Origin of the sequence: Rathayibacter sp. AY1F4 (assembly GCF_002931775.1) — a bacterium.
Classification (GTDB): Bacteria; Actinomycetota; Actinomycetes; order Actinomycetales; family Microbacteriaceae; genus Rathayibacter.
The window spans coordinates 102,327-119,817 of the sequence record NZ_PSVE01000003.1; the positions used below are offsets into that span (position 1 = coordinate 102,327).

A 17,491-nucleotide genomic window follows, 5' to 3' on the forward strand; every position below is an offset into this window, starting at 1 on the left:
GATGGACGCACCCGACCCGATCCAGATCCAGAAGTACCTCTCGGGCATCGACTACCCCGCCTCGAAGGACACGATCGTCGAGACCGCGGAGAAGGAGGGCGCGGACGGCGACGTCCTCGATGCCCTCCGTGCGATCCCGGACGGCGACTACGAGAAGCCCACCGACGTGAGCTCGGCCGTCTCGAAGGTCTGACCCCCTCCGCGGGACGCCGCTCCGGTGCACGGCACGCCGTGCCTGCCGTACCGGAGCGGCGTCCCGCGAGCGGCGATCGGCCGGCGCGGAGAGCCGGGGTCAGGCGGAGGCGTGCTCGCGCTCGCGCAGGACGCCGGACTCGAGCGCCTGGAACGACAGCACCTTGTAGCCCTCGGACTCGAAGAAGATCGTCGCCCGGTCGGCCTCCACGCTCATCACGGTGCCGGCGCCCCACTCGCGGTGCTCCACCGACTCGTCGACGCTCAATGGGGCGTCCACGGGCGCCTCGACGGTCTCGCCGCTCGCCTCGTGCCGCTCGCAGCCGTCGCAGTTGCCGCACCACTCGGCCGACTCCACGCCGAAGTAGTCCAGCAGGACCCGGCGGCGGCACTGGCTGGTCTCCGCGTAGGCGCGCATCATCGACAGGCGCGACTCCGCGATCCGCTCGCGGGAGGCCAGAGCCTCCTTCACCGCGTGCACGGCCTCGTCGCCCGAGGCCTCGCGCGTGGCGCGCAGACCGGACCCGGTCTCCACCAGCCCCGCGTCCGCGAGATCGTTGACGATCCGGGCGATCGTGCGGGCCGGCTTCCCCAGCTCCTTCGCGAGAGCCGCGGAGTCGAGCCCCGGCTGCTCCGAGACGGCCGCCCAGATCACGCGCAGCGCGGCCTTGTCGACCGAGCGCTTGGCGAAGAAGCGGCGGAGACCCAGATCCTCGGCGCGGTAGTGCAGCGCGCCCGTGGCCGGCTCGCCGTCGCGGCCCGCGCGGCCGATCTCCTGGTAGTAGGCGTCGAGCGACTCGGTGGTCGTCGCGTGCAGCACGAAGCGGACATCGGCCCGGTCGATGCCCATCCCGAAGGCCGAGGTCGCGACGACGACGTCGAGCTCGCCGGCGCGCCACTGCTCGTGCACGACCTTGCGCTCGGACACCTTGAGTCCGGCGTGGTACGCCGCGACCCGGCGCCCCTCCGCCGCGATGTCTGCCGCGTAGGCCTCCGTCTCCTTGCGGGTGGCGACGTAGACCAGGCCCGGAGCCGTCCAGCTGCGCGCCTCCTCGACCACGGCGGCGCGCTTCTCGTTCTCGCTCTCGTGGCGGTGCACCACCAGCCGGATCTCCGGACGGTCGACGCCGTGCACCTGGATCTCGGGGTCGGTCATCCGGAGGCGCTCGATGATCTCGTCGCGCACCGGCCCGGAGGCGGTGGCGGTCATCGCGAGCACCGGCGGATCGCCGAGCTCGCCGCGCACATCGGCCAGGCGGAGGTAGTCGGGGCGGAAGTCGTGGCCCCAGGAGGAGACGCAGTGCGCCTCGTCGACGACCAGGAGCGACACTCCCGCGGCCGCCAGGCGCGCCACGTTCTCGGGCTTGGCGAGCTGCTCGGGCGCCAGGAGCACGTAGAGCGGGCCGCCCTCGTCGATCCGGTCCCAGGCGCGGGCGACGGCCGCGGCGCCCTGGGAGGAGTTGATCGCGACGGCGGGCGGGGCCGCCGGAGCCGCCTCGATCGCGGCGAGCTGGTCGGCCTGCAGGGCGACGAGCGGGGAGACGACCAGGACGACGCCGCCGCGCTCGGCTCCGGCGATCTGGTAGACCGCGGACTTGCCGCCGCCCGTCGCCAGCACCAGCAGCGTGTCGCGCCCGGAGGCGGCCGACTCGATCGCCTCGCGCTGACCGGGGAGCAGCGACGACCAGCCGAAGTCCTCCCGGGCGATGCGGCTGACGGAGTCGGTGCGGGAGGAGTTCATAGCTCGACGCTACGACCAGACGGCCCCGGAGGCAGTCCGCTTGACAGCGCCGGGGAGCACGGTGAAGGCGCGTCGCCCGGCCTCGCGGCCCGCCTCTGCCCCCTCGTCCCCGCGCTGTCAACGTCCTGCGGAGGGGCCCGTCGCGTGCTGGGCTGGAGCCCCGACGAGAGGAGCCGACATGGCCGACCAGAACATGAACGAGGACCTTCCCGGATCCGGCGGCGACGCCGTCCCGAACACCGGCGGCGCGCAGACGGTGCTGCCCGGCGAGGACGCGGCCGACGCCTCCGCCGCGGGGGCCGCTCCCGGGGGCACCGCGATCGACCGCGGTGTCACGGACGCCGTGACCGACGGCGACAGCGGAGGGGACACCGTCTCCGGCGACGCCGACCTGCCGGACGAGACCGAGGGCGCGGTCGGCAGCGACCCGGCGAGCGCCGACTGACGTCCCGCTCGAGCGCGTCCGGCCCGCCGGATCCGAGGATCCTCGCGGGCCGGAGGCGCTCGTCCCTCCGCGGAGGAGGGCCCGGGCTCAGCGCCGGACGACCACCGGGTTGAACAGCGTGCCGATGCCCTCGACGTCCACCGCGACGGTGTCCCCGTTCGCGATCGGCCCGACGCCGGCGGGCGTCCCGGTGAGGATCACGTCCCCGGGGAGGAGCGTGAAGATGCGCGAGACGTAGGCGACGAGCTCGGGCACCCCGTGGATCATGTCGCCGGTGCTGCCCGACTGCTGCACGCGCCCGTTGACGCGCGTCTCGATCGCGCTCTCGTTCCAGACGAACTCGGTCTCGATGACCGGACCGAGCGGGCAGAAGGTGTCGTAGCCCTTCGCCCGCGCCCACTGGCCATCGGAGCGCTGGAGGTCGCGCGCGGTGACGTCGTTGGCGATCGTGTACCCGAAGACCACGTCCTCGTAGTCCTCCGCGCGGACGTTGCGGGCCACGGCGCCGATCACGATCGCCAGCTCGCCCTCGGACTCCACCTGCTGGCTGTCCTCGGGGAGGACGATCGCCTCGTCCGGGCCGATGACCGACGTGTTCGGCTTGAGGAACACCAGCGGCTCCGCCGGGGCGTCGCCGCCCATCTCGGCCGCGTGGTCGGCGTAGTTCTTCCCGATGCCGACGACCTTGGAGCGCGGGATCACCGGCGCGAGGAGCTTCGCCTCCGCGATCGGGATGCGCTCCCCCGTGGTGTCGAACCCGGCGAACATCGGGTCGCCGGCGAGCACGACCAGGTCGTCCTCGTCCACGATCCCGAAGTGGATCGCTCCCCCGTTGTCCCCGTCGCGCTGCGTGGCGAATCGTGCGATCTTCATGCGTCCAGCCTCGTCATCCATCCGTGCGTGTCCTCGCGGCGTCCGTACTGGATGCCGGTCAGCTCCTCGCGGAGCGACATCGTGAGCTCCCCGGCGGGCGCGCCCTCGCGGCCGACGGAGAAGCCCTCGCCCTTGAGCTCGGCGATCGGGGTGATCACGGCGGCGGTCCCGCAGGCGAACACCTCGACCACGTCGCCGGAGGCCACTCCGTCGCGCCACTCGTCGATGCTCACGCGGCGCCGCTCGACGCGGTGGCCGCGGTCCTCGGCGAGCTGCAGGACGCTGTCGCGCGTGATGCCCTCGAGGATCGAGTCCGATTCCGGGGTGACCAGCGTGCCGTCCTTCTTCACCAGCACCACGTTCATGCCGCCGAGCTCCTCGATCCACTGCGACTCCTGCGAGTCGAGGAAGAGGACCTGCGCGCAGCCGTGGCTGTAGGCCTCCTGCTGCGGGAGGAGGGAGGAGGCGTAGTTGCCACCCGTCTTCGCCGCTCCCGTGCCGCCCTTGCCCGCCCGGGCGTAGGAGGTGGAGAGCCAGATCGACACGGGGGCGACCCCGCCCGAGAAGTAGGCGCCGGCGGGGCTGGCGATCACGTAGTAGCCGACGTCCTCGGCCGCGCGCACGCCGAGGAACGCCTCCTGCGCGAACATGAACGGGCGCAGGTAGAGGCTGGTCTCCGGCTCCGAGGGGACCCAGTCGCCGTCGACCGCGATCAGCTGCCGCAGCGACTCGACGAAGAGGTCCGTCGGGAGCTCCGGCAGCGCGAGACGGCGGGCCGAGCGCTGCAGGCGGCGCGCGTTCGCCTCCGGGCGGAAGGTCCAGACGGAGCCGTCCTCGTGGCGGTAGGCCTTCATCCCCTCGAAGATCTCCTGCGCGTAGTGCAGGACGGCGGCGGCGGGGTCGAGCGCGAGCGGGCCGTAGGGCTCGACGCGGGCGCTGTGCCAGCCGTCCGCGCGGGTCCAGCGGAGGCCGACCATGTGGTCGGTGAAGTGCATGCCGAAGCCGGGGTTCGCGAGGATCCGGGCGCGCTCCTCGGCGGAGCGGGGCGCGGGGGCGGCGGTCACCTCGAACGCGAGGTCGGCGGGGGCGGAGTCGGTGCTCATCGTGGTGGTGTCCTTCTGCGGGGGATCAGCGGAGGCGGGCGACGACGGAGTCGCCGATCGCGGCCGTGGAGCGCGGGGTGCCGTCGCGCGACTCGATGTCGGCGGTCACGGCCGCGGTGACGCGGGCGGCCTCGTCGCTCCGGCCGAGGTGGTCCAGCAGCATCGCGGCCGAGAGGATCGCGGCGGTCGGGTCGGCGAGCTGCCGTCCGGCGATGTCGGGCGCGGATCCGTGGACCGGCTCGAACATGCTGGGGAACGCGCCGTCGGGGTTGATGTTGCCCGAGGCCGCGAGTCCGATGCCGCCGCTGATCGCGCCGGCCAGATCGGTCAGGATGTCGCCGAAGAGGTTGTCGGTGACGATGACGTCGAACCTAGCAGGGTCGGTCACGAGGAAGATCGTGGCGGCGTCCACGTGGAGGTAGTCGACGGCCACGTCCTCGAAGGCGGCCCCCACCTCGTCGACGATCCTCTTCCAGAGCGAGCCGGAGAAGACGAGGACGTTCGTCTTGTGGACGAGCGTCAGCCGGGAGCGACGCGTGCGGGCGAGCTCGAACGCGTGGCGGACGACGCGCTCGACCCCGTAGGCGGTGTTGACCGACACCTCGTTGGCGACCTCGTGCGGGGTGCCCTGCCGGATCGAGCCGCCGGTGCCGACGTAGGGCCCCTCCGTGCCCTCGCGGACGACCACGAAGTCGACCTCCCCGGGAGCCGCGAGCGGCGAGGGGACGCCCGCGTAGAGACGGGTCGGCCGCAGGTTGACGTAGTGGTCGAGCTCGAAGCGCAGCCGCAGGAGCAGCCCGCGCTCGATGTTCGCGTCCCGGAGGCGCGGGTCCCCCGGTGCTCCGCCGACGGCGCCCAGGAGGATCGCGTCATGCCCCGCGATCGCCGCGAGGTCCTCGTCGGTGAGGACGTCGCCGGTCTCGAGGTAGCGGGCGGCGCCGAGCGAGAAGGTGGTCGTCTCGAGCACCAGGTCGGAGTCGGCGGTGACGGCGTCGAGGACCTTGACGGCCTCGGCGGTCACCTCGGGCCCGATCCCGTCTCCGGGGATGACGGCGAGCTTCACGGTGCGGGGCATGGCGGTCCTCAGGCGTACGGGGTCGGAGTCCCCCCAGCGTACTCGCGGCCCGCCCGCGCCGCGGTCCGGGGCACGCGCCCCCGTCGGGCTGGCGAGGGCCGCCCGGGAGGCGCTGCGCGTCCCGGGCGGCCTCCCTCGGGAGGAGAGGAGGAGCGTCAGCTCCGGCGGAGGCGCCAGGCGCCGACCGCGGCGGCGGCCAGCACGAGGACGACGCCGAGCCAGGCCGACCAGCCGACGCCCGAGTCGAACGCCGCGCTCGCCGACGCGACGAGGCTCGCGGCGGAGTCGGCGGGCAGCTCGCCGGCGACCGAGACGGCGCCGCCGAGGGTCTCCCCGGCCCGCTGCGCCTGCGCGGCGTCGAGGCCCTCGGGCAGCTCGACTCCCCCGCGGTACACGGCGGTGAGGACCGTGCCGAGCGTCGCGGTGCCGAGGACGGCGCCGAGCTCGTAGGCGGTCTCGGAGACGGCGGAGGCCGCACCGGCCTTGTCGGCGGGCGCGTTGGCCAGGATCAGCTCGTTCGACACCGTCTCGGCCGCACCGATGCCCAGGCCGAGGAACGCGAAGGCGACGGCGACGGTGAGCGCGGACGCTCCTCCGGGCGCCCCGCTGCCGAGGGCCAGCAGGATGTACCCGACGGCCGAGACCAGCAGTCCGGCCGGGACGACGAGGCGCGGAGCGACGCGGCGCGCGATCGGCACCACGCCGAGCCCGGCCAGGATCATCACGGCGAGGCCCGGCACGAGCACGAGGCCCGCCTCCAGGGGCGAGAGCCCGACCACGAGCTGCAGGTGCTGCGAGAGGAAGAAGAGCCCGCCGACCAGCGCGGTGACGCTGAGGAGGTTGACCACGATCGCCGCACTGAACGAGCCGCGCCGGAAGAGCGAGAGATCGAGCATCGGCGAGGCCCGGCGCTGCTGGCGGCGGACGAACAGAGCTCCCGAGACGACGCCCACGACGAGCGCCGCGACGCCGACCGCGTCGATCCCGTGCTCGGCGAAGGACTTCACCGCGTAGACGACCGGCGCCATGGTCGCCAGCGACAGCAGGATGCTGACCACGTCGACCGGGCCGGGCTGCGGGTCGCGCGACTCCGGCACCAGGATCGGCACCAGGACGACCAGCGGGAGCAGCACGGGCACCGCGAGCAGGAACACCGACCCCCAGGGGAAGTGCTCGAGCAGCACGCCGCCGACCAGAGGGCCGACGCCCGAGCCCACGGCGAAGCCGGTCGCCCAGATCGCGATCGCGAGGCGGCGCTGGTCGCGGTCGGGGAAGACGCTGCGCAGGAGCGAGAGCGTCGAGGGCATCAGCATCGCGCCGAAGAAGCCCAGTGCCGCGCGGGCGCCGATGAGCGCTGCGGCGGTGGGAGCGAACGCGGCCACGACCGAGACGGCGGCGAAGCCGACCGCGCCGACCAGCAGGAGGCGCCGCCGCCCGACGCGGTCGCCGAGACTGCCCATCGCCACCAGCAGGCCCGCGAGCACCAGCGGGTAGGCGTCGACGATCCACAGGAGCTCGGTGCCGGAGGGGCCCAGATCCTCGGCGATCGAGGGGAGCGCGAAGTTCAGCACCGTGTTGTCGACCGAGACCAGCAGCACCGGGAGCATCAGCACCGCGAGCGCCACCCAGGCGCGTCGCCCGACCCTGTCGGCGGCGCCGGCGGTGTCGTGGGTGGAGACGGGAGCGGTGCGCGCGGACACGGGAACGACCTTTCAGAGGAGAACGGAGAGAGTATACCGTCCAGCCGGTACAGTCGCCACTGATCCGCCGTAGGATGGTCGCCGTGCCTCCTGCCCCCGCCCGCGACCGCGTCCTCGACGCGTTCGAGCAGCTCCTCATCGAGCAGGGCGAGCGCGCCGCGACCCTCGACGCCGTCGCCCGCGAGGCCGGAGTCTCCAAGGGCGGGCTGCTCTACCACTTCCCCTCGAAGGACGCCCTCGTCGACGGGCTCCTGCAGCGCCTCGACGCGCGGCGGGAGGCGGACGTCGCGCAGAGCCTCGCCGCTCCCGAGGGCGTGGTCGCCTACCTGCTGCGCACCTCCTTCGCCGCCGACTCGGCCTTCGACCGCACGATCCTCGCCGTGTCACGCATCGCGCAGGGGCACGACGAGCGCGCCAGCGGCGGCCTCGCGCGGATCCACGACAGCTGGAACGAGGTGGTCGCCGACGCCGTGGGCGACCCGCTCGTCGCCCGGGCGATCGTCCTGATGAGCGACGGGCTCTACTACAACTCCGCCCTGCTCCCCACAGGCTCGCCGTCGCGCGGCGAGGCCGAGGACGTCCTCGCGGTCGTCCAGCGACTCCTCGGGAGCTGAGTGGCGCCGCCCCCGGCGGACCCGCTACAGCTCGACGACCCCGTCGATCAGGGTCACCGTCGCGCCGCCGATCCAGATCGCGCCGTCCGTGCTCTCGACGCGCACGCGCCCGGCTCGGCCCAACGCCGCCCCCTGGGCGGCCGTGTAGCGCTCGGGCAGCACGCCGCTGCCGAGCAGCCACTGGGCGATCCCCGCGTTGAGGCTCCCCGTCACCGGGTCCTCGGACACACCGGCGTCGGGGATGAACGCCCGCACCTCGACCGCGCACTCGCCTCCCGCCGGATGCTCGCCCACGACGCCGACGGGGAGCCCGGCGAGGAGAGCCTGGTCCGGCCGCAGCGCGAGGACCTGCTCCGCCGAGGCGAGCCGCACGGCCAGCCAGCCGGGACCGTTGTCGACCCACTCGTGGTCGAGGATCTCCGCGCGCGGGATCCGCAGAGCCGCAGCCACCCGCTCGAGCGTCGCCTCGTCGACCGGTCCGGACCGCCGGCGGGGCGGGGCGGCGAAGGCGATGCCCTCCTCCGTCACCCTCAGCCGGACGAGACCCGCGGCGCACTCCTGCACGAGCTCCCCCGCCGCGCGGGCCGTCCCTCCGGCCGCGAGCCAGGCGTGCGCGCTCCCGAGGGTCGGGTGCCCGGCGAAGGGCAGCTCCCCGCCCGGCGTGAAGATCCGCAGCCGGTAGTCGGCCGCGGGGTCGCTCGGGCGGAGGAGGAAGGTCGTCTCGGAGAGGTTCGTCCAGCGCGCGAACTCCGCCATCGCGGCGTCGCCCACACCGTCGCCGTCGACGACGACCGCCACCGGGTTGCCCCGGAACGGCGCGGCGCCGAAGACGTCGACCTGAGCGAACCGCCGGGTGCTCACTGCTCGGTGATGTCGATCTCCTGCATGAGGTCGGCGTCGATCGCGACACGGACCTTCTCGAGCAGGCCGTCGGGGGCGGGAGAGTCGATGGTGATCACCGAGAGCGCCTTGCCGCCCGCCTCGGTGCGCGCGATCTGCATGCCCGCGATGTTGACCGCGGCGTCGCCGAACTCGCGGCCGTAGACCGCGACGATCCCGGGGCGGTCGACGTAGCTCATGACGACGAGGTGCTTCGCGAGGGGGACCTCGACGTCGTAGCCGTTGATCGCGACGATCTTCTCGACCTGCTTGGTGCCGGTCAGCGTGCCCGAGACCGAGATCTGCGAGCCGTCCGAGAGCGCGCCGCGCAGCGTGATCACGTTGCGGTACTCGTCCGAGACCGGCTCCGTGATCAGGCGGACCTCGATGCCGCGCTGCTCCGCGAGCACCGGCGCGTTGACGTAGGACACCGTCTCCGAGACCACGTTGGTGAACACGCCCTTGAGAGCCGCCAGCTTGAGGACCTTCACGTCGTAGCCGGCGAGCTCGCCGCGCACCTCGACGTCGATGGAGGTGACCGGCGAGTCCGCGAGGCCCGAGAAGACCTGGCCGAGCTTCTCGACCAGCGGGATGCCGGGGCGCACGTACTCGTCGATCACGCCGCCGGCGACGTTCACGGCGTCCGGCACGAGCTCGCCCGAGAGCGCGAGGCGCACCGAGCGGGCGACCGAGACGCCGGCCTTCTCCTGCGCCTCGTCGGTCGAGGCCCCGAGGTGCGGAGTGACGACCACGTTCTCGAGGGCGAGCAGCGGCGATCCGGTCGGCGGCTCCTTGACGAACACGTCGAGTCCGGCGCCGGCGATGGTCTTCGCGACGAGCGCGCGGTGCAGCGCGTCCTCGTCGATGAGGCCGCCGCGGGCCACGTTCACGATGAACGCCGACGGCTTCATCAGCGCCAGCTGATCGTCCGAGATCATGCCCGTCGTCTCGGGGGTCCTCGGCATGTGGATCGTGATGAAGTCGCTCTCGGCCAGCAGCTCCTCCAGGGAGAGGAGCGTGACGCCGAGCTGCTGCGCGCGGGCGCTGGTCACGTAGGGGTCGTAGGCGACGACGTTCACCCCGAAGGCCTGCAGGCGCGCGGTGATCAGCGCGCCGATGCGGCCGAGGCCGATGATGCCGACGGTCTTCTCGTAGAGCTCGACGCCCGTGTACTTCGAGCGCTTCCAGAGGCCCTGCGCGAGCGCGCTGTGAGCGGCGGGGATGTGGCGGGCGAGGCTCAGGATGTGGCCGACGGTGAGCTCGGCGGCCGAGATGATGTTCGAGGTCGGTGCGTTCACGACCATGACCCCCGCGGCGGTCGCGGCGGTGATGTCGACGTTGTCCAGGCCCACACCGGCGCGGGCGATCACCTGGAGCGAGGGGGCCGCGGCGATCGCCTCCGCGTCGACCTGCGTCGCGGAGCGCACGAGGATCGCGTGCGCCGTGGCGAGGGCCTCGAGCAGCGCCGGGCGGTCGGTGCCGTCCACGGAGCGGATCTCGAAGTCGGGACCGAGCGCGTCCACGGTGGCGGGCGAGAGTTCTTCGGCGATCAGGACGACCGGCTTTGTCACGAGAGGCGCTTCCTTCGGAGAGGGGACGGAGCGGGCACCGAGGCGGGGGCGTCGGCAGCCCCCCGTCACTGTAGCGGAGGGGTGCGCGCGCCCCGCGCCGTGTGACGCCGCCGGTCAGCTCAGCGAGACCAGGCTCTCGACGCCGAGGACGAGCTGCACGTCGAGCGAGAGCGCCGCCGAGAGGCAGAGGGCCGCCGCGAGCAGTCCGACGCGCACCGGGAGCCCCCGGCGGCGCCCGAGCAGGACGGCGGCGACGAAGCAGGCGACCGGCAGCACCAGGCCGAGCAGGAGCACCGCCCAGCCCGTCGGGTTCAGGTCGGTGCCGAGGGAGGCCGCGTAGCTGCGCAGGCCGATCAGGTTGCCGACCGCCTCCCAGACGTCCCAGGCGAAGAAGAGCGCGAACACCACGGCGACGAGGACGGAGGCGGCCAGGCGCCGGCCGGGCCGGTCGCGCCGGCCGGTCCCGCCGAGGGTGGCCCGGGTCGAGTCGGTCATCAGGCCCCCTTCAGGAACGGCAGCGGAGCGAGGAGGACGAGTCCGGCGACCAGCCAGAGCACGCGGGTGCGCACCCGCGCGTCGCGGGTGGCGAGGAGCACCACGGCGAACCACACCGGCGGCGCCAGGACCGCCAGCCAGAGCCCGAGCGAGTAGAGGGCGCCGCCGAGCGCATCGCCCGCGAAGCCGGCCGCGGCGACCGGCGACTGCCGCGTCGCCGTGATCGCCCAGGCGATGGCGTACAGGAGGTAGAGGCCGGCCGCGATGCCCGCCGCGATCAGCAGAGCGGACGAGGACGCGGCCTCGTCGTCGGGGTCCTCGTCCTCGGAGTCGTCGTCGTCCGAGCCGTCGTCCGCCGGGCCCGCCCCCGCGACCGTGCGGGGCGTCCGGCGCACGCGCGCCGTCCCCGCGGCGAGCGTCGGGTCCGCGCCCTCGCCAGCCCACTCCAGGGCCTCGTCGTCGGCGTCGTCCTCCGGGCCGGCGTCCGGCCCGCGGTCCACCGGCGGGGTCGCCGCGTCGTCGTCCTCCGGGGAGCGGCCCGGTCCACCATCGATCACCGCAACACCCTAGCCGCGCGCACCTCGCAGGAGGCTCGGAGCCCGCCGCCGCCTCCCCGACACCCGGCGGACACCCCGCGTCCTCCCCCGGGGGCGAGGCTGAGCGGATGGACGACCGCCGCCGCCGCTTCGTCGCCCTCGGCGACTCCTTCACGGAGGGGGTCGGCGACCCGCACCCGCGCCTGCCGAACGGGGTGCGCGGCTGGGCCGACCGCGTCGCCGAGCGCCTGGCGAAGGCCGAGCCGGGCTGGGAGTACGCGAACCTCGCCGTCCGCTCGAAGCGCCTCGCCCAGATCACCGAGGACCAGCTCGCGCCCGCCCTCGCGCTCCGCCCCACCCTGATCACGCTGTACGCCGGCGGCAACGACATCCTCGACATCGGCACCGACACCGTCGATCTGATCACCCGCTACGAGGCGCTCGTCGACGCGCTCGCGACCACCGGCGCCTCCCTCGTGCTCTTCACGGGCGTCGACATCCCGGGACTGCCCGCCCCGCGGATGTTCCTGCGTCGCAACCACCTCTACAACAGCGCCGTCCGCCGGATCGCCCGCGAGCGGGGCGCGATCCTCGTCGACTACTGGGCGATGCGGGAGTTCCACTCCCCCGTGCTCTGGTCGCCCGACCGGATGCACCTCTCCAAGCGCGGCCACCGCGTCCTGGCCGGTCGCGTGCTCGACACGCTCGGCGTGCCGCACACGATCTCGACCGGGCCCTGGGACGCTCCCGAGCCGCTCCGCCTCCGCGCGCGGCTGCGCGAGCAGCGCCGCTGGGCCGCCGACTGGGTACTCCCCCTCGTCGGCCGCAAGCTGCGCCGGGTGACGCTCGGCGACCACCTCTCGCCCCGGTGGCCGGACCCCGTCCTCGTCCCGCCGAAGGGCGGTCTCCGCCGTCTCGTCCGCGAGCTCGAGCGGTAGTCGCGCCCCGGACGCGGAGGAGCCCCGGCCCGGCGAGGGGATCCCGGTGGACGGGTCCCTCGTCGGACCGGGGCTCCCCCGGTCGACGCGGTGCGACTAGCGCGCGACGCTGCCGTCGGTGTAGTCCTCGTCGGTCTGCTTCCAGGCGAAGAGCTTGCGCAGCTCGCGGCCGGTCTCCTCGATCGGGTGCTTCTCGCCCTTGGCGCGCAGCTCCTGGAACTCGGGTCCGCCCGCGTCCTGGTCGCCGATGAAGCGCTTCGCGAAGGCACCGCTCTGGATGTCGCCGAGGACGGCCTTCATGTTCTCCTTCACGCGCGGGTCGATGACGCGCGGGCCGGAGACGTAGTCGCCGTACTCGGCGGTGTCGGAGACGCTCCAGCGCTGCTTGGCGATGCCGCCCTCCCACATGAGGTCGACGATGAGCTTGAGCTCGTGCAGCACCTCGAAGTAGGCGATCTCGGGCTGGTAGCCGGCCTCGACGAGGGTCTCGAAGCCGTACTGGACGAGCTGCGAGGTGCCGCCGCAGAGCACGGCCTGCTCGCCGAACAGGTCGGTCTCGGTCTCCTCGGTGAAGGTGGTCTTGATGACGCCGGCGCGGGTGCCGCCGATGGCCTTCGCGTAGGACTTCGCGGTCTCCCAGGCGGTGCCGGTCGCGTCGTTCTCGACGGCGATGATGTCCGGGATGCCGCGGCCGGCGACGAACTCGCGGCGCACGGTGTGGCCGGGGGCCTTCGGCGCGATGAGGATGACGTCGACGCCCGCGGGCGCCTCGATGTAGCCGAAGCGGATGTTGAAGCCGTGCGCGAAGGCGAGGGTCTTGCCCTCGGTCAGCGCGGAGGCGATCTGCTCGCTGTAGATCGCGCGCTGGTGCTGGTCCGGCGCGAGGATCATGATCAGGTCGGCCCAGGCCGCGGCGTCGGCGACGCTCTTGACCTCGAAGCCGTCGTCCTCGGCCTTGGCGGTCGACTTCGACCCCTCCTTCAGCGCGATGACGACCTGGACGCCGGAGTCGCGGAGGTTCTGCGCGTGCGCGTGGCCCTGCGAGCCGTAGCCGACGATCGCGACCTTCTTGGACTGGATGATGGACAGGTCGGCGTCGGCGTCGTAGATGAGCTCGGTCACGTGGTGAGTCCTTTTCTGTAGTGGAGAGTTCGCGGTCAGTTCTTGAAGACGCGCTCGGTGATCGACTTGGAGCCGCGCCCGATGGCGAGCAGGCCCGACTGCGCGATCTCCTTGATGCCGTAGGGCTCGATCACCCGCAGGAACGCGTTGGTCTTGCCTGTGTCGCCGGTGACCTCGATCACCAGGGCGTCCGTCGCGACGTCGACCACGCGGGCGCGGAAGAGCGTGACGGCCTCGAGCACCTGCGAGCGCGTGACGTTGTCGACGCGGACCTTGACGAGCAGGTGCTCGCGCTGGACCGACTGGTCGGTGTCGAGCTCGACGATCTTGATCACGTTGACGAGCTTGTTGAGCTGCTTCGTGACCTGCTCGAGCGGCAGGTCCTCGACGTCCACTGCGACCGTGATGCGCGAGAGCCCGGCCAGCTCGGTCGGACCGACCGCTAGCGACTCGATGTTGAAGCCGCGGCGGGCGAACAGCCCGGCGACACGGGTGAGCAGTCCCGGCTTGTCCTCGACGAGCAGGGAGAGAACGTGGTGCGTCATGCGGGTCTACTCCTCGTCGTCCCAGGTCGGGCTGTGGTCTCGGGCGTACTGGACGTAGCTGTTGGAGACGCCCTGCGGGACCATCGGCCAGACCATGGAGTCGCGGCTGACGACGAAGTCGATCACCACGGGCCGGTCGTTGGTGGCGATGGCGAGGCGGATGGCGTCGTCGATCTCCTCCGGCTTCGTGACGCGGATGCCGAGCGCGCCGTACGCGTCGGCGAGCTTCACGAAGTCGGGCACCCGGACGGTGTCGTGACCCGTGTTGAGGTCGGTGTTGGAGTAGCGGCCCTCGTAGAACAGGGTCTGCCACTGGCGCACCATGCCGAGCGAGGAGTTGTTGATCACCGCGACCTTGATCGGGATGTCGTTGATCGTGCAGGTGGCGAGCTCCTGATTGGTCATCTGGAAGCAGCCGTCGCCGTCGATCGCCCACACGGTGCGCTCGGGCTCGCCGACCTTGGCGCCCATCGCCGCGGGCACGGAGTAGCCCATGGTGCCGGCGCCGCCGGAGTTCAGCCAGGAATTGGGGCGCTCGTACGTGATGAACTGCGCCGCCCACATCTGGTGCTGGCCGACGCCGGAGGCGAAGACGCCCTCGGGGCCGGTGATCTCGCCGATGCGCTTGATGACGTACTGCGGCGAGAGCAGGCCGTCGTTCGGCTCGGTGTAGCCGAGCGGGAACTCCGTCTGCAGGCCCTTGAGGTAGCTCCACCACTCGGAGGTGTCGGCGCGGCCGTCGGCGGAGGCCTTGGCGAACGCGTCGGTGAGGTCCGGGAGGACGTCCTTCAGGTCGCCCACGATCGGCACGTCGGCGGTGCGGATCTTGGAGATCTCGGCCGGGTCGATGTCGACGTGCACGACCTTGGCGTGGGGCGCGAAGAGCGCCGCCTTGCCGGTCACGCGGTCGTCGAAGCGCGAGCCCAGCGCGAGGATCAGGTCCGCCTCCTGCAGCGCGAGCACCGCGGGGACGGTGCCGTGCATGCCGGGCATGCCCAGGTGCTGCTCGTGCGAGTCCGGGAACGCTCCGCGCGCCATCAGCGTGGTCACCACGGGAGCGCCGCAGGCCTCGGCGAACGCCTTCAGCTCGGCGGCCGCGCGGGCGCGGATGATGCCGCCGCCCACGTAGAGCACCGGCTTCCTCGACTCGACCAGCAGCTGGGCCGCGGCCTGGATCTGCTTGCCGTGGGCCTTCGTGACCGGGCGGTAGCCGGGCAGGTCGATCTTCGGCGGCCACAGGAACGGCGCCTGGTCCTGCTGCGCGTCCTTCGTGATGTCGACCAGCACGGGGCCGGGGCGGCCGGTGGTGGCGATCAGCGCGGCGGAGGCGAGGGCCGAGGGGATGTCCTCGGGCCGCGTCACGAGGATGGAGTGCTTCGTGATCGGCATCGTGATGCCGACGATGTCCGCCTCCTGGAACGCGTCGGTCCCCATGAGCGTCGAGAACACCTGGCCGGTGATCGCGAGCATCGGAACCGAGTCCATGTAGGCGTCCGCGATCGCGGTGACCAGGTTGGTCGCTCCGGGGCCCGAGGTCGCGATGCAGACGCCGAGCTTGCCGGTCGCCGAGGCGTAGCCCTCGGCGGCGTGGCCGGCGCCCTGCTCGTGGCGGACCAGGATGTGCCGGATCTTCGAGGAGTCCATCAGCGGGTCGTAGACCGGGAGGATCGCGCCGCCGGGCAGGCCGAAGACGTCCTCGATCCCGAGCATCTCGAGCGAGCGGACGACCGCCTGCGCTCCGGTGAGGACCTCGGCCGCGGGGGCGGCCGCGGGAGCGTGGGCGGGTCGGGGTGGCTGGGGCGTCGGTGCGGGCTGCACGGCGGACGGATCCGGAGTCATGCGGGTGTCGATTCCTTCAGGAGGTGGTGCGGCGGCGGGCAGAGCCGGAGGCGAGTGCCCGGGAACGCGAGTGCGCGGCCGGCCGGAGCGGGCCGGGTCACCCGGTGACGGCGCCCTCGGCTGCCGAGCGGACGAGCTTGGCGTACTTGGCGAGGACACCGCGGGTGTAGCGCGGAGGGAGAGGGGCCCAGCCTTCTCGGCGGGCGGCGAGCTCGGACTCGTCGACGAGTAGGTCGATCGAGCGAGCGGCGATGTCGACCCGAATCGGGTCTCCGTCGCGAACGAATGCGATGGGACCTGCGTCCACCGATTCGGGAGCTATGTGGCCGATGCACAGGCCGGTTGTGCCGCCTGAGAATCGTCCGTCCGTCAACAGTAGTACATCTTTTCCGAGCCCGGCCCCCTTGATGGCGGCGGTGATGGCGAGCATCTCGCGCATGCCGGGACCGCCCTTCGGGCCCTCGTAGCGGATGACCACCACGTCGCCCTTCTCGATCCGGCCCTCGGTCAGAGCGTCCATCGCGGCGCGCTCGCGCTCGAACACGCGGGCCGGACCCTCGAAGACGGAGGCGTCGAAGCCGGCGGTCTTGACGACCGCGCCCTCGGGGGCGAGCGAGCCCTTGAGGATGGTGAGCCCGCCGGTCGCGTGGATCGGGTTGTCGAGGGTGCGGATGACCTCGCCGTCCAGCGGTGCGATGTCCATCGCGGCGAGGTTCTCGGCGACCGTCCTCCCGGTGACCGTCAGGCAGTCGCCGTGGAGCAGCCCGGCGTCCAGGAGCGCCTTCATCACGGCCGGGACGCCGCCGTGGCGGTCGACGTCGTTCATGACGTACTTGCCGAAGGGCTTGAGGTCGCCGATGTGCGGGATCGTGTCGCCGATGCGGTTGAAGTCGTCGATCGTGAGGTCGACCTCGGCCTCGTTGGCGATCGCGAGCAGGTGCAGGATGACGTTGGTCGACCCGCCGAAGGCCATCGCCACCGCGATCGCGTTCTCGAACGCTTCCTTGGTGAGGATGTCGCGGGCCGTGGTGCCGTTGCGCAGCAGCTCGACGACGGCCTCGCCGGACTTGCGGGCGAAGTAGTCGCGGCGGCGGTCGGCGGCGGCGGGCGAGGCGGAGCCGGGCAGGCTCATGCCGAGCGCCTCGGCGACGCTGGCCATGGTGTTGGCGGTGTACATGCCGCCGCAGGAGCCCTCGCCCGGGGCGAAGGCGCACTCGATGCGCTTGGCGTCCTCCTCGGACATGATCCCGGCCTTGACGCCGCCGACGGCCTCGAAGGAGTCGATGATCGTGATGTCCTTCTCGGTGCCGTCCGAGAGCTTGACCCAGCCCGGGGCGATCGAGCCGGCGTAGACGAACACGGCGGCGAGGTCGAGGCGGGCCGCGGCCATCAGCATGCCGGGCAGCGACTTGTCGCAGCCGGCCAGCATGACGGTGCCGTCCAGGCGCTCGGCCATCATCACGGTCTCGACGGAGTCGGCGATGACCTCGCGGGAGACGAGCGAGAAGTGCATGCCCTCGTGGCCCATCGAGATGCCGTCCGAGACGGAGATGGTGCCGAACTGGAGCGGGTAGCCGCCGCCGGAGTGCACGCCCTCCTTCGCGGAGCGCGCGAGGCGCTCGAGCGAGAGGTTGCAGGGGGTGATCTCGTTCCACGAGGACGCGATGCCGATCTGGGGCTTCTCCCAGTCGTCATCGCCCATCCCGACCGCCCGCAGCATCCCGCGCGACGTCGTGGCCTCGATGCCGTCCGTGACGGTGCGCGAGCGGGGCTTCCAATCGATTTCCGGCATGCGATGAGGCTACCGCCTCGCGCGCAGTGCC

At 72.6% G+C, this 17,491-nt stretch carries 17 protein-coding genes; 4 read left to right on the forward strand and 13 right to left on the reverse strand.

What is annotated here, in order from left to right; all coding sequences use genetic code 11:
* Window position 1: 1 nt before the first annotated feature.
* Complete coding sequence (locus tag C5C59_RS02410) at window positions 2-193, forward strand: DUF2795 domain-containing protein (RefSeq protein WP_104239269.1); 192 nt, start codon at window positions 2-4, stop codon at window positions 191-193.
* 99 nt (window positions 194-292) lie between these two features.
* On the opposite strand, the gene C5C59_RS02415 is transcribed toward C5C59_RS02410, so the two are convergent.
* Window positions 293-1,933 carry a RecQ family ATP-dependent DNA helicase gene (locus C5C59_RS02415; RefSeq protein ID WP_104239270.1) on the reverse strand — a complete coding sequence of 547 codons (1,641 nt, stop codon included), beginning with the start codon at window positions 1,931-1,933 and terminating at the stop codon, window positions 293-295.
* 178 nt (window positions 1,934-2,111) lie between these two features.
* On the opposite strand from C5C59_RS02415, the gene C5C59_RS02420 reads away from it, so the two are divergent.
* Window positions 2,112-2,378 (forward strand): hypothetical protein, encoded by a 267-nt coding sequence (locus tag C5C59_RS02420; RefSeq protein ID WP_104239271.1) that lies wholly within the window; start codon window positions 2,112-2,114, stop codon window positions 2,376-2,378.
* A gap of 87 nt (window positions 2,379-2,465) precedes the next feature.
* On the opposite strand, the gene C5C59_RS02425 is transcribed toward C5C59_RS02420, so the two are convergent.
* The 4 genes from C5C59_RS02425 to C5C59_RS02440 form a co-directional block, all read right to left on the reverse strand.
* Window positions 2,466-3,251: a fumarylacetoacetate hydrolase family protein gene (locus C5C59_RS02425; protein WP_104239272.1), complete on the reverse strand. Its 786-nt coding sequence runs from the start codon at window positions 3,249-3,251 to the stop codon at window positions 2,466-2,468.
* A complete protein-coding gene (locus C5C59_RS02430; protein ID WP_104239273.1) occupies window positions 3,248-4,354 on the reverse strand; it encodes a branched-chain amino acid aminotransferase in 1,107 nt (368 codons plus the stop codon). Before C5C59_RS02430 ends, C5C59_RS02425 begins: the two co-directional genes overlap by 4 nt.
* Window positions 4,355-4,379: 25 nt before the next feature.
* The gene (locus C5C59_RS02435) at window positions 4,380-5,429 is read right to left on the reverse strand and encodes a 3-isopropylmalate dehydrogenase (RefSeq protein WP_104223533.1); all 1,050 of its coding nucleotides are present in this window, start codon (window positions 5,427-5,429) and stop codon (window positions 4,380-4,382) included.
* Window positions 5,430-5,584: 155 nt separating this feature from the next.
* Window positions 5,585-7,129, reverse strand: coding sequence for an MFS transporter (locus tag C5C59_RS02440; RefSeq protein WP_258062536.1), 1,545 nt, complete (start codon window positions 7,127-7,129; stop codon window positions 5,585-5,587).
* Window positions 7,130-7,203: 74 nt separating this feature from the next.
* On the opposite strand from C5C59_RS02440, the gene C5C59_RS02445 reads away from it, so the two are divergent.
* The gene (locus C5C59_RS02445) at window positions 7,204-7,743 is read left to right on the forward strand and encodes a TetR/AcrR family transcriptional regulator (protein ID WP_104239274.1); all 540 of its coding nucleotides are present in this window, start codon (window positions 7,204-7,206) and stop codon (window positions 7,741-7,743) included.
* A gap of 24 nt (window positions 7,744-7,767) precedes the next feature.
* Here C5C59_RS02445 and C5C59_RS02450 read toward each other — a convergent pair whose 3' ends face one another.
* The 4 genes from C5C59_RS02450 to C5C59_RS02465 form a co-directional block, all read right to left on the reverse strand.
* Window positions 7,768-8,604, reverse strand: a complete 837-nt coding sequence (locus tag C5C59_RS02450) for a PhzF family phenazine biosynthesis protein (RefSeq protein WP_104239275.1) — start codon at window positions 8,602-8,604, stop codon at window positions 7,768-7,770.
* Window positions 8,601-10,193 carry a phosphoglycerate dehydrogenase gene (gene serA / locus C5C59_RS02455; protein WP_104223535.1) on the reverse strand — a complete coding sequence of 531 codons (1,593 nt, stop codon included), beginning with the start codon at window positions 10,191-10,193 and terminating at the stop codon, window positions 8,601-8,603. Before serA ends, C5C59_RS02450 begins: the two co-directional genes overlap by 4 nt.
* A gap of 114 nt (window positions 10,194-10,307) precedes the next feature.
* A complete protein-coding gene (locus tag C5C59_RS02460) occupies window positions 10,308-10,688 on the reverse strand; it encodes a hypothetical protein (RefSeq protein WP_104239276.1) in 381 nt (126 codons plus the stop codon).
* Window positions 10,688-11,245, reverse strand: a complete 558-nt coding sequence (locus tag C5C59_RS02465; protein WP_104239277.1) for a DNA polymerase III subunit gamma/tau — start codon at window positions 11,243-11,245, stop codon at window positions 10,688-10,690. The genes C5C59_RS02460 and C5C59_RS02465 overlap by 1 nt, the downstream gene beginning before the upstream one ends.
* 107 nt (window positions 11,246-11,352) lie before the next feature.
* Here C5C59_RS02465 and C5C59_RS02470 point away from each other — a divergent pair, with 107 nt between their 5' ends.
* A complete protein-coding gene (locus C5C59_RS02470; RefSeq protein ID WP_104239278.1) occupies window positions 11,353-12,162 on the forward strand; it encodes an SGNH/GDSL hydrolase family protein in 810 nt (269 codons plus the stop codon).
* A 96-nt stretch (window positions 12,163-12,258) separates the two neighbouring features.
* Here the strand turns inward: C5C59_RS02470 and ilvC are convergent, their stop codons facing one another.
* The 4 genes from ilvC to ilvD all read right to left on the reverse strand — a co-directional run bounded on the left by ilvC (window position 12,259) and on the right by ilvD (window position 17,460).
* Entirely contained in the window at window positions 12,259-13,284 is a 1,026-nt protein-coding gene (gene ilvC, locus C5C59_RS02475; protein ID WP_104223539.1) for a ketol-acid reductoisomerase, read from the reverse strand.
* 35 nt (window positions 13,285-13,319) lie between these two features.
* Window positions 13,320-13,829 (reverse strand): acetolactate synthase small subunit, encoded by a 510-nt coding sequence (gene ilvN, locus C5C59_RS02480; RefSeq protein WP_104223540.1) that lies wholly within the window; start codon window positions 13,827-13,829, stop codon window positions 13,320-13,322.
* A 6-nt stretch (window positions 13,830-13,835) separates the two neighbouring features.
* Complete coding sequence (locus C5C59_RS02485) at window positions 13,836-15,668, reverse strand: acetolactate synthase large subunit (protein WP_104239279.1); 1,833 nt, start codon at window positions 15,666-15,668, stop codon at window positions 13,836-13,838.
* Window positions 15,669-15,765: 97 nt separating this feature from the next.
* On the reverse strand, window positions 15,766-17,460 hold the full coding sequence (gene ilvD, locus C5C59_RS02490; protein ID WP_104233215.1) for a dihydroxy-acid dehydratase: 1,695 nt from the start codon (window positions 17,458-17,460) through the stop codon (window positions 15,766-15,768).
* Between the last annotated feature and the right edge of the window lie 31 nt (window positions 17,461-17,491).

Coding starts and splice junctions, on each gene's coding strand:
- C5C59_RS02445 (WP_104239274.1), top strand. CDS start 7,204: ATGGTCGCCGTGCCTCCTGCCCCCGCCCGCGACCGCGTCCTCGACGCG.
- C5C59_RS02435 (WP_104223533.1), bottom strand. CDS start 5,429: ATGCCCCGCACCGTGAAGCTCGCCGTCATCCCCGGAGACGGGATCGGG.
- C5C59_RS02425 (WP_104239272.1), bottom strand. CDS start 3,251: ATGAAGATCGCACGATTCGCCACGCAGCGCGACGGGGACAACGGGGGA.
- C5C59_RS02415 (WP_104239270.1), bottom strand. CDS start 1,933: ATGAACTCCTCCCGCACCGACTCCGTCAGCCGCATCGCCCGGGAGGAC.
- C5C59_RS02420 (WP_104239271.1), top strand. CDS start 2,112: ATGGCCGACCAGAACATGAACGAGGACCTTCCCGGATCCGGCGGCGAC.
- C5C59_RS02430 (WP_104239273.1), bottom strand. CDS start 4,354: ATGAGCACCGACTCCGCCCCCGCCGACCTCGCGTTCGAGGTGACCGCC.
- ilvD (WP_104233215.1), bottom strand. CDS start 17,460: ATGCCGGAAATCGATTGGAAGCCCCGCTCGCGCACCGTCACGGACGGC.
- C5C59_RS02470 (WP_104239278.1), top strand. CDS start 11,353: ATGGACGACCGCCGCCGCCGCTTCGTCGCCCTCGGCGACTCCTTCACG.
- C5C59_RS02460 (WP_104239276.1), bottom strand. CDS start 10,688: ATGACCGACTCGACCCGGGCCACCCTCGGCGGGACCGGCCGGCGCGAC.
- C5C59_RS02485 (WP_104239279.1), bottom strand. CDS start 15,668: ATGACTCCGGATCCGTCCGCCGTGCAGCCCGCACCGACGCCCCAGCCA.
- C5C59_RS02410 (WP_104239269.1), top strand. CDS start 2: ATGGACGCACCCGACCCGATCCAGATCCAGAAGTACCTCTCGGGCATC.
- ilvN (WP_104223540.1), bottom strand. CDS start 13,829: ATGACGCACCACGTTCTCTCCCTGCTCGTCGAGGACAAGCCGGGACTG.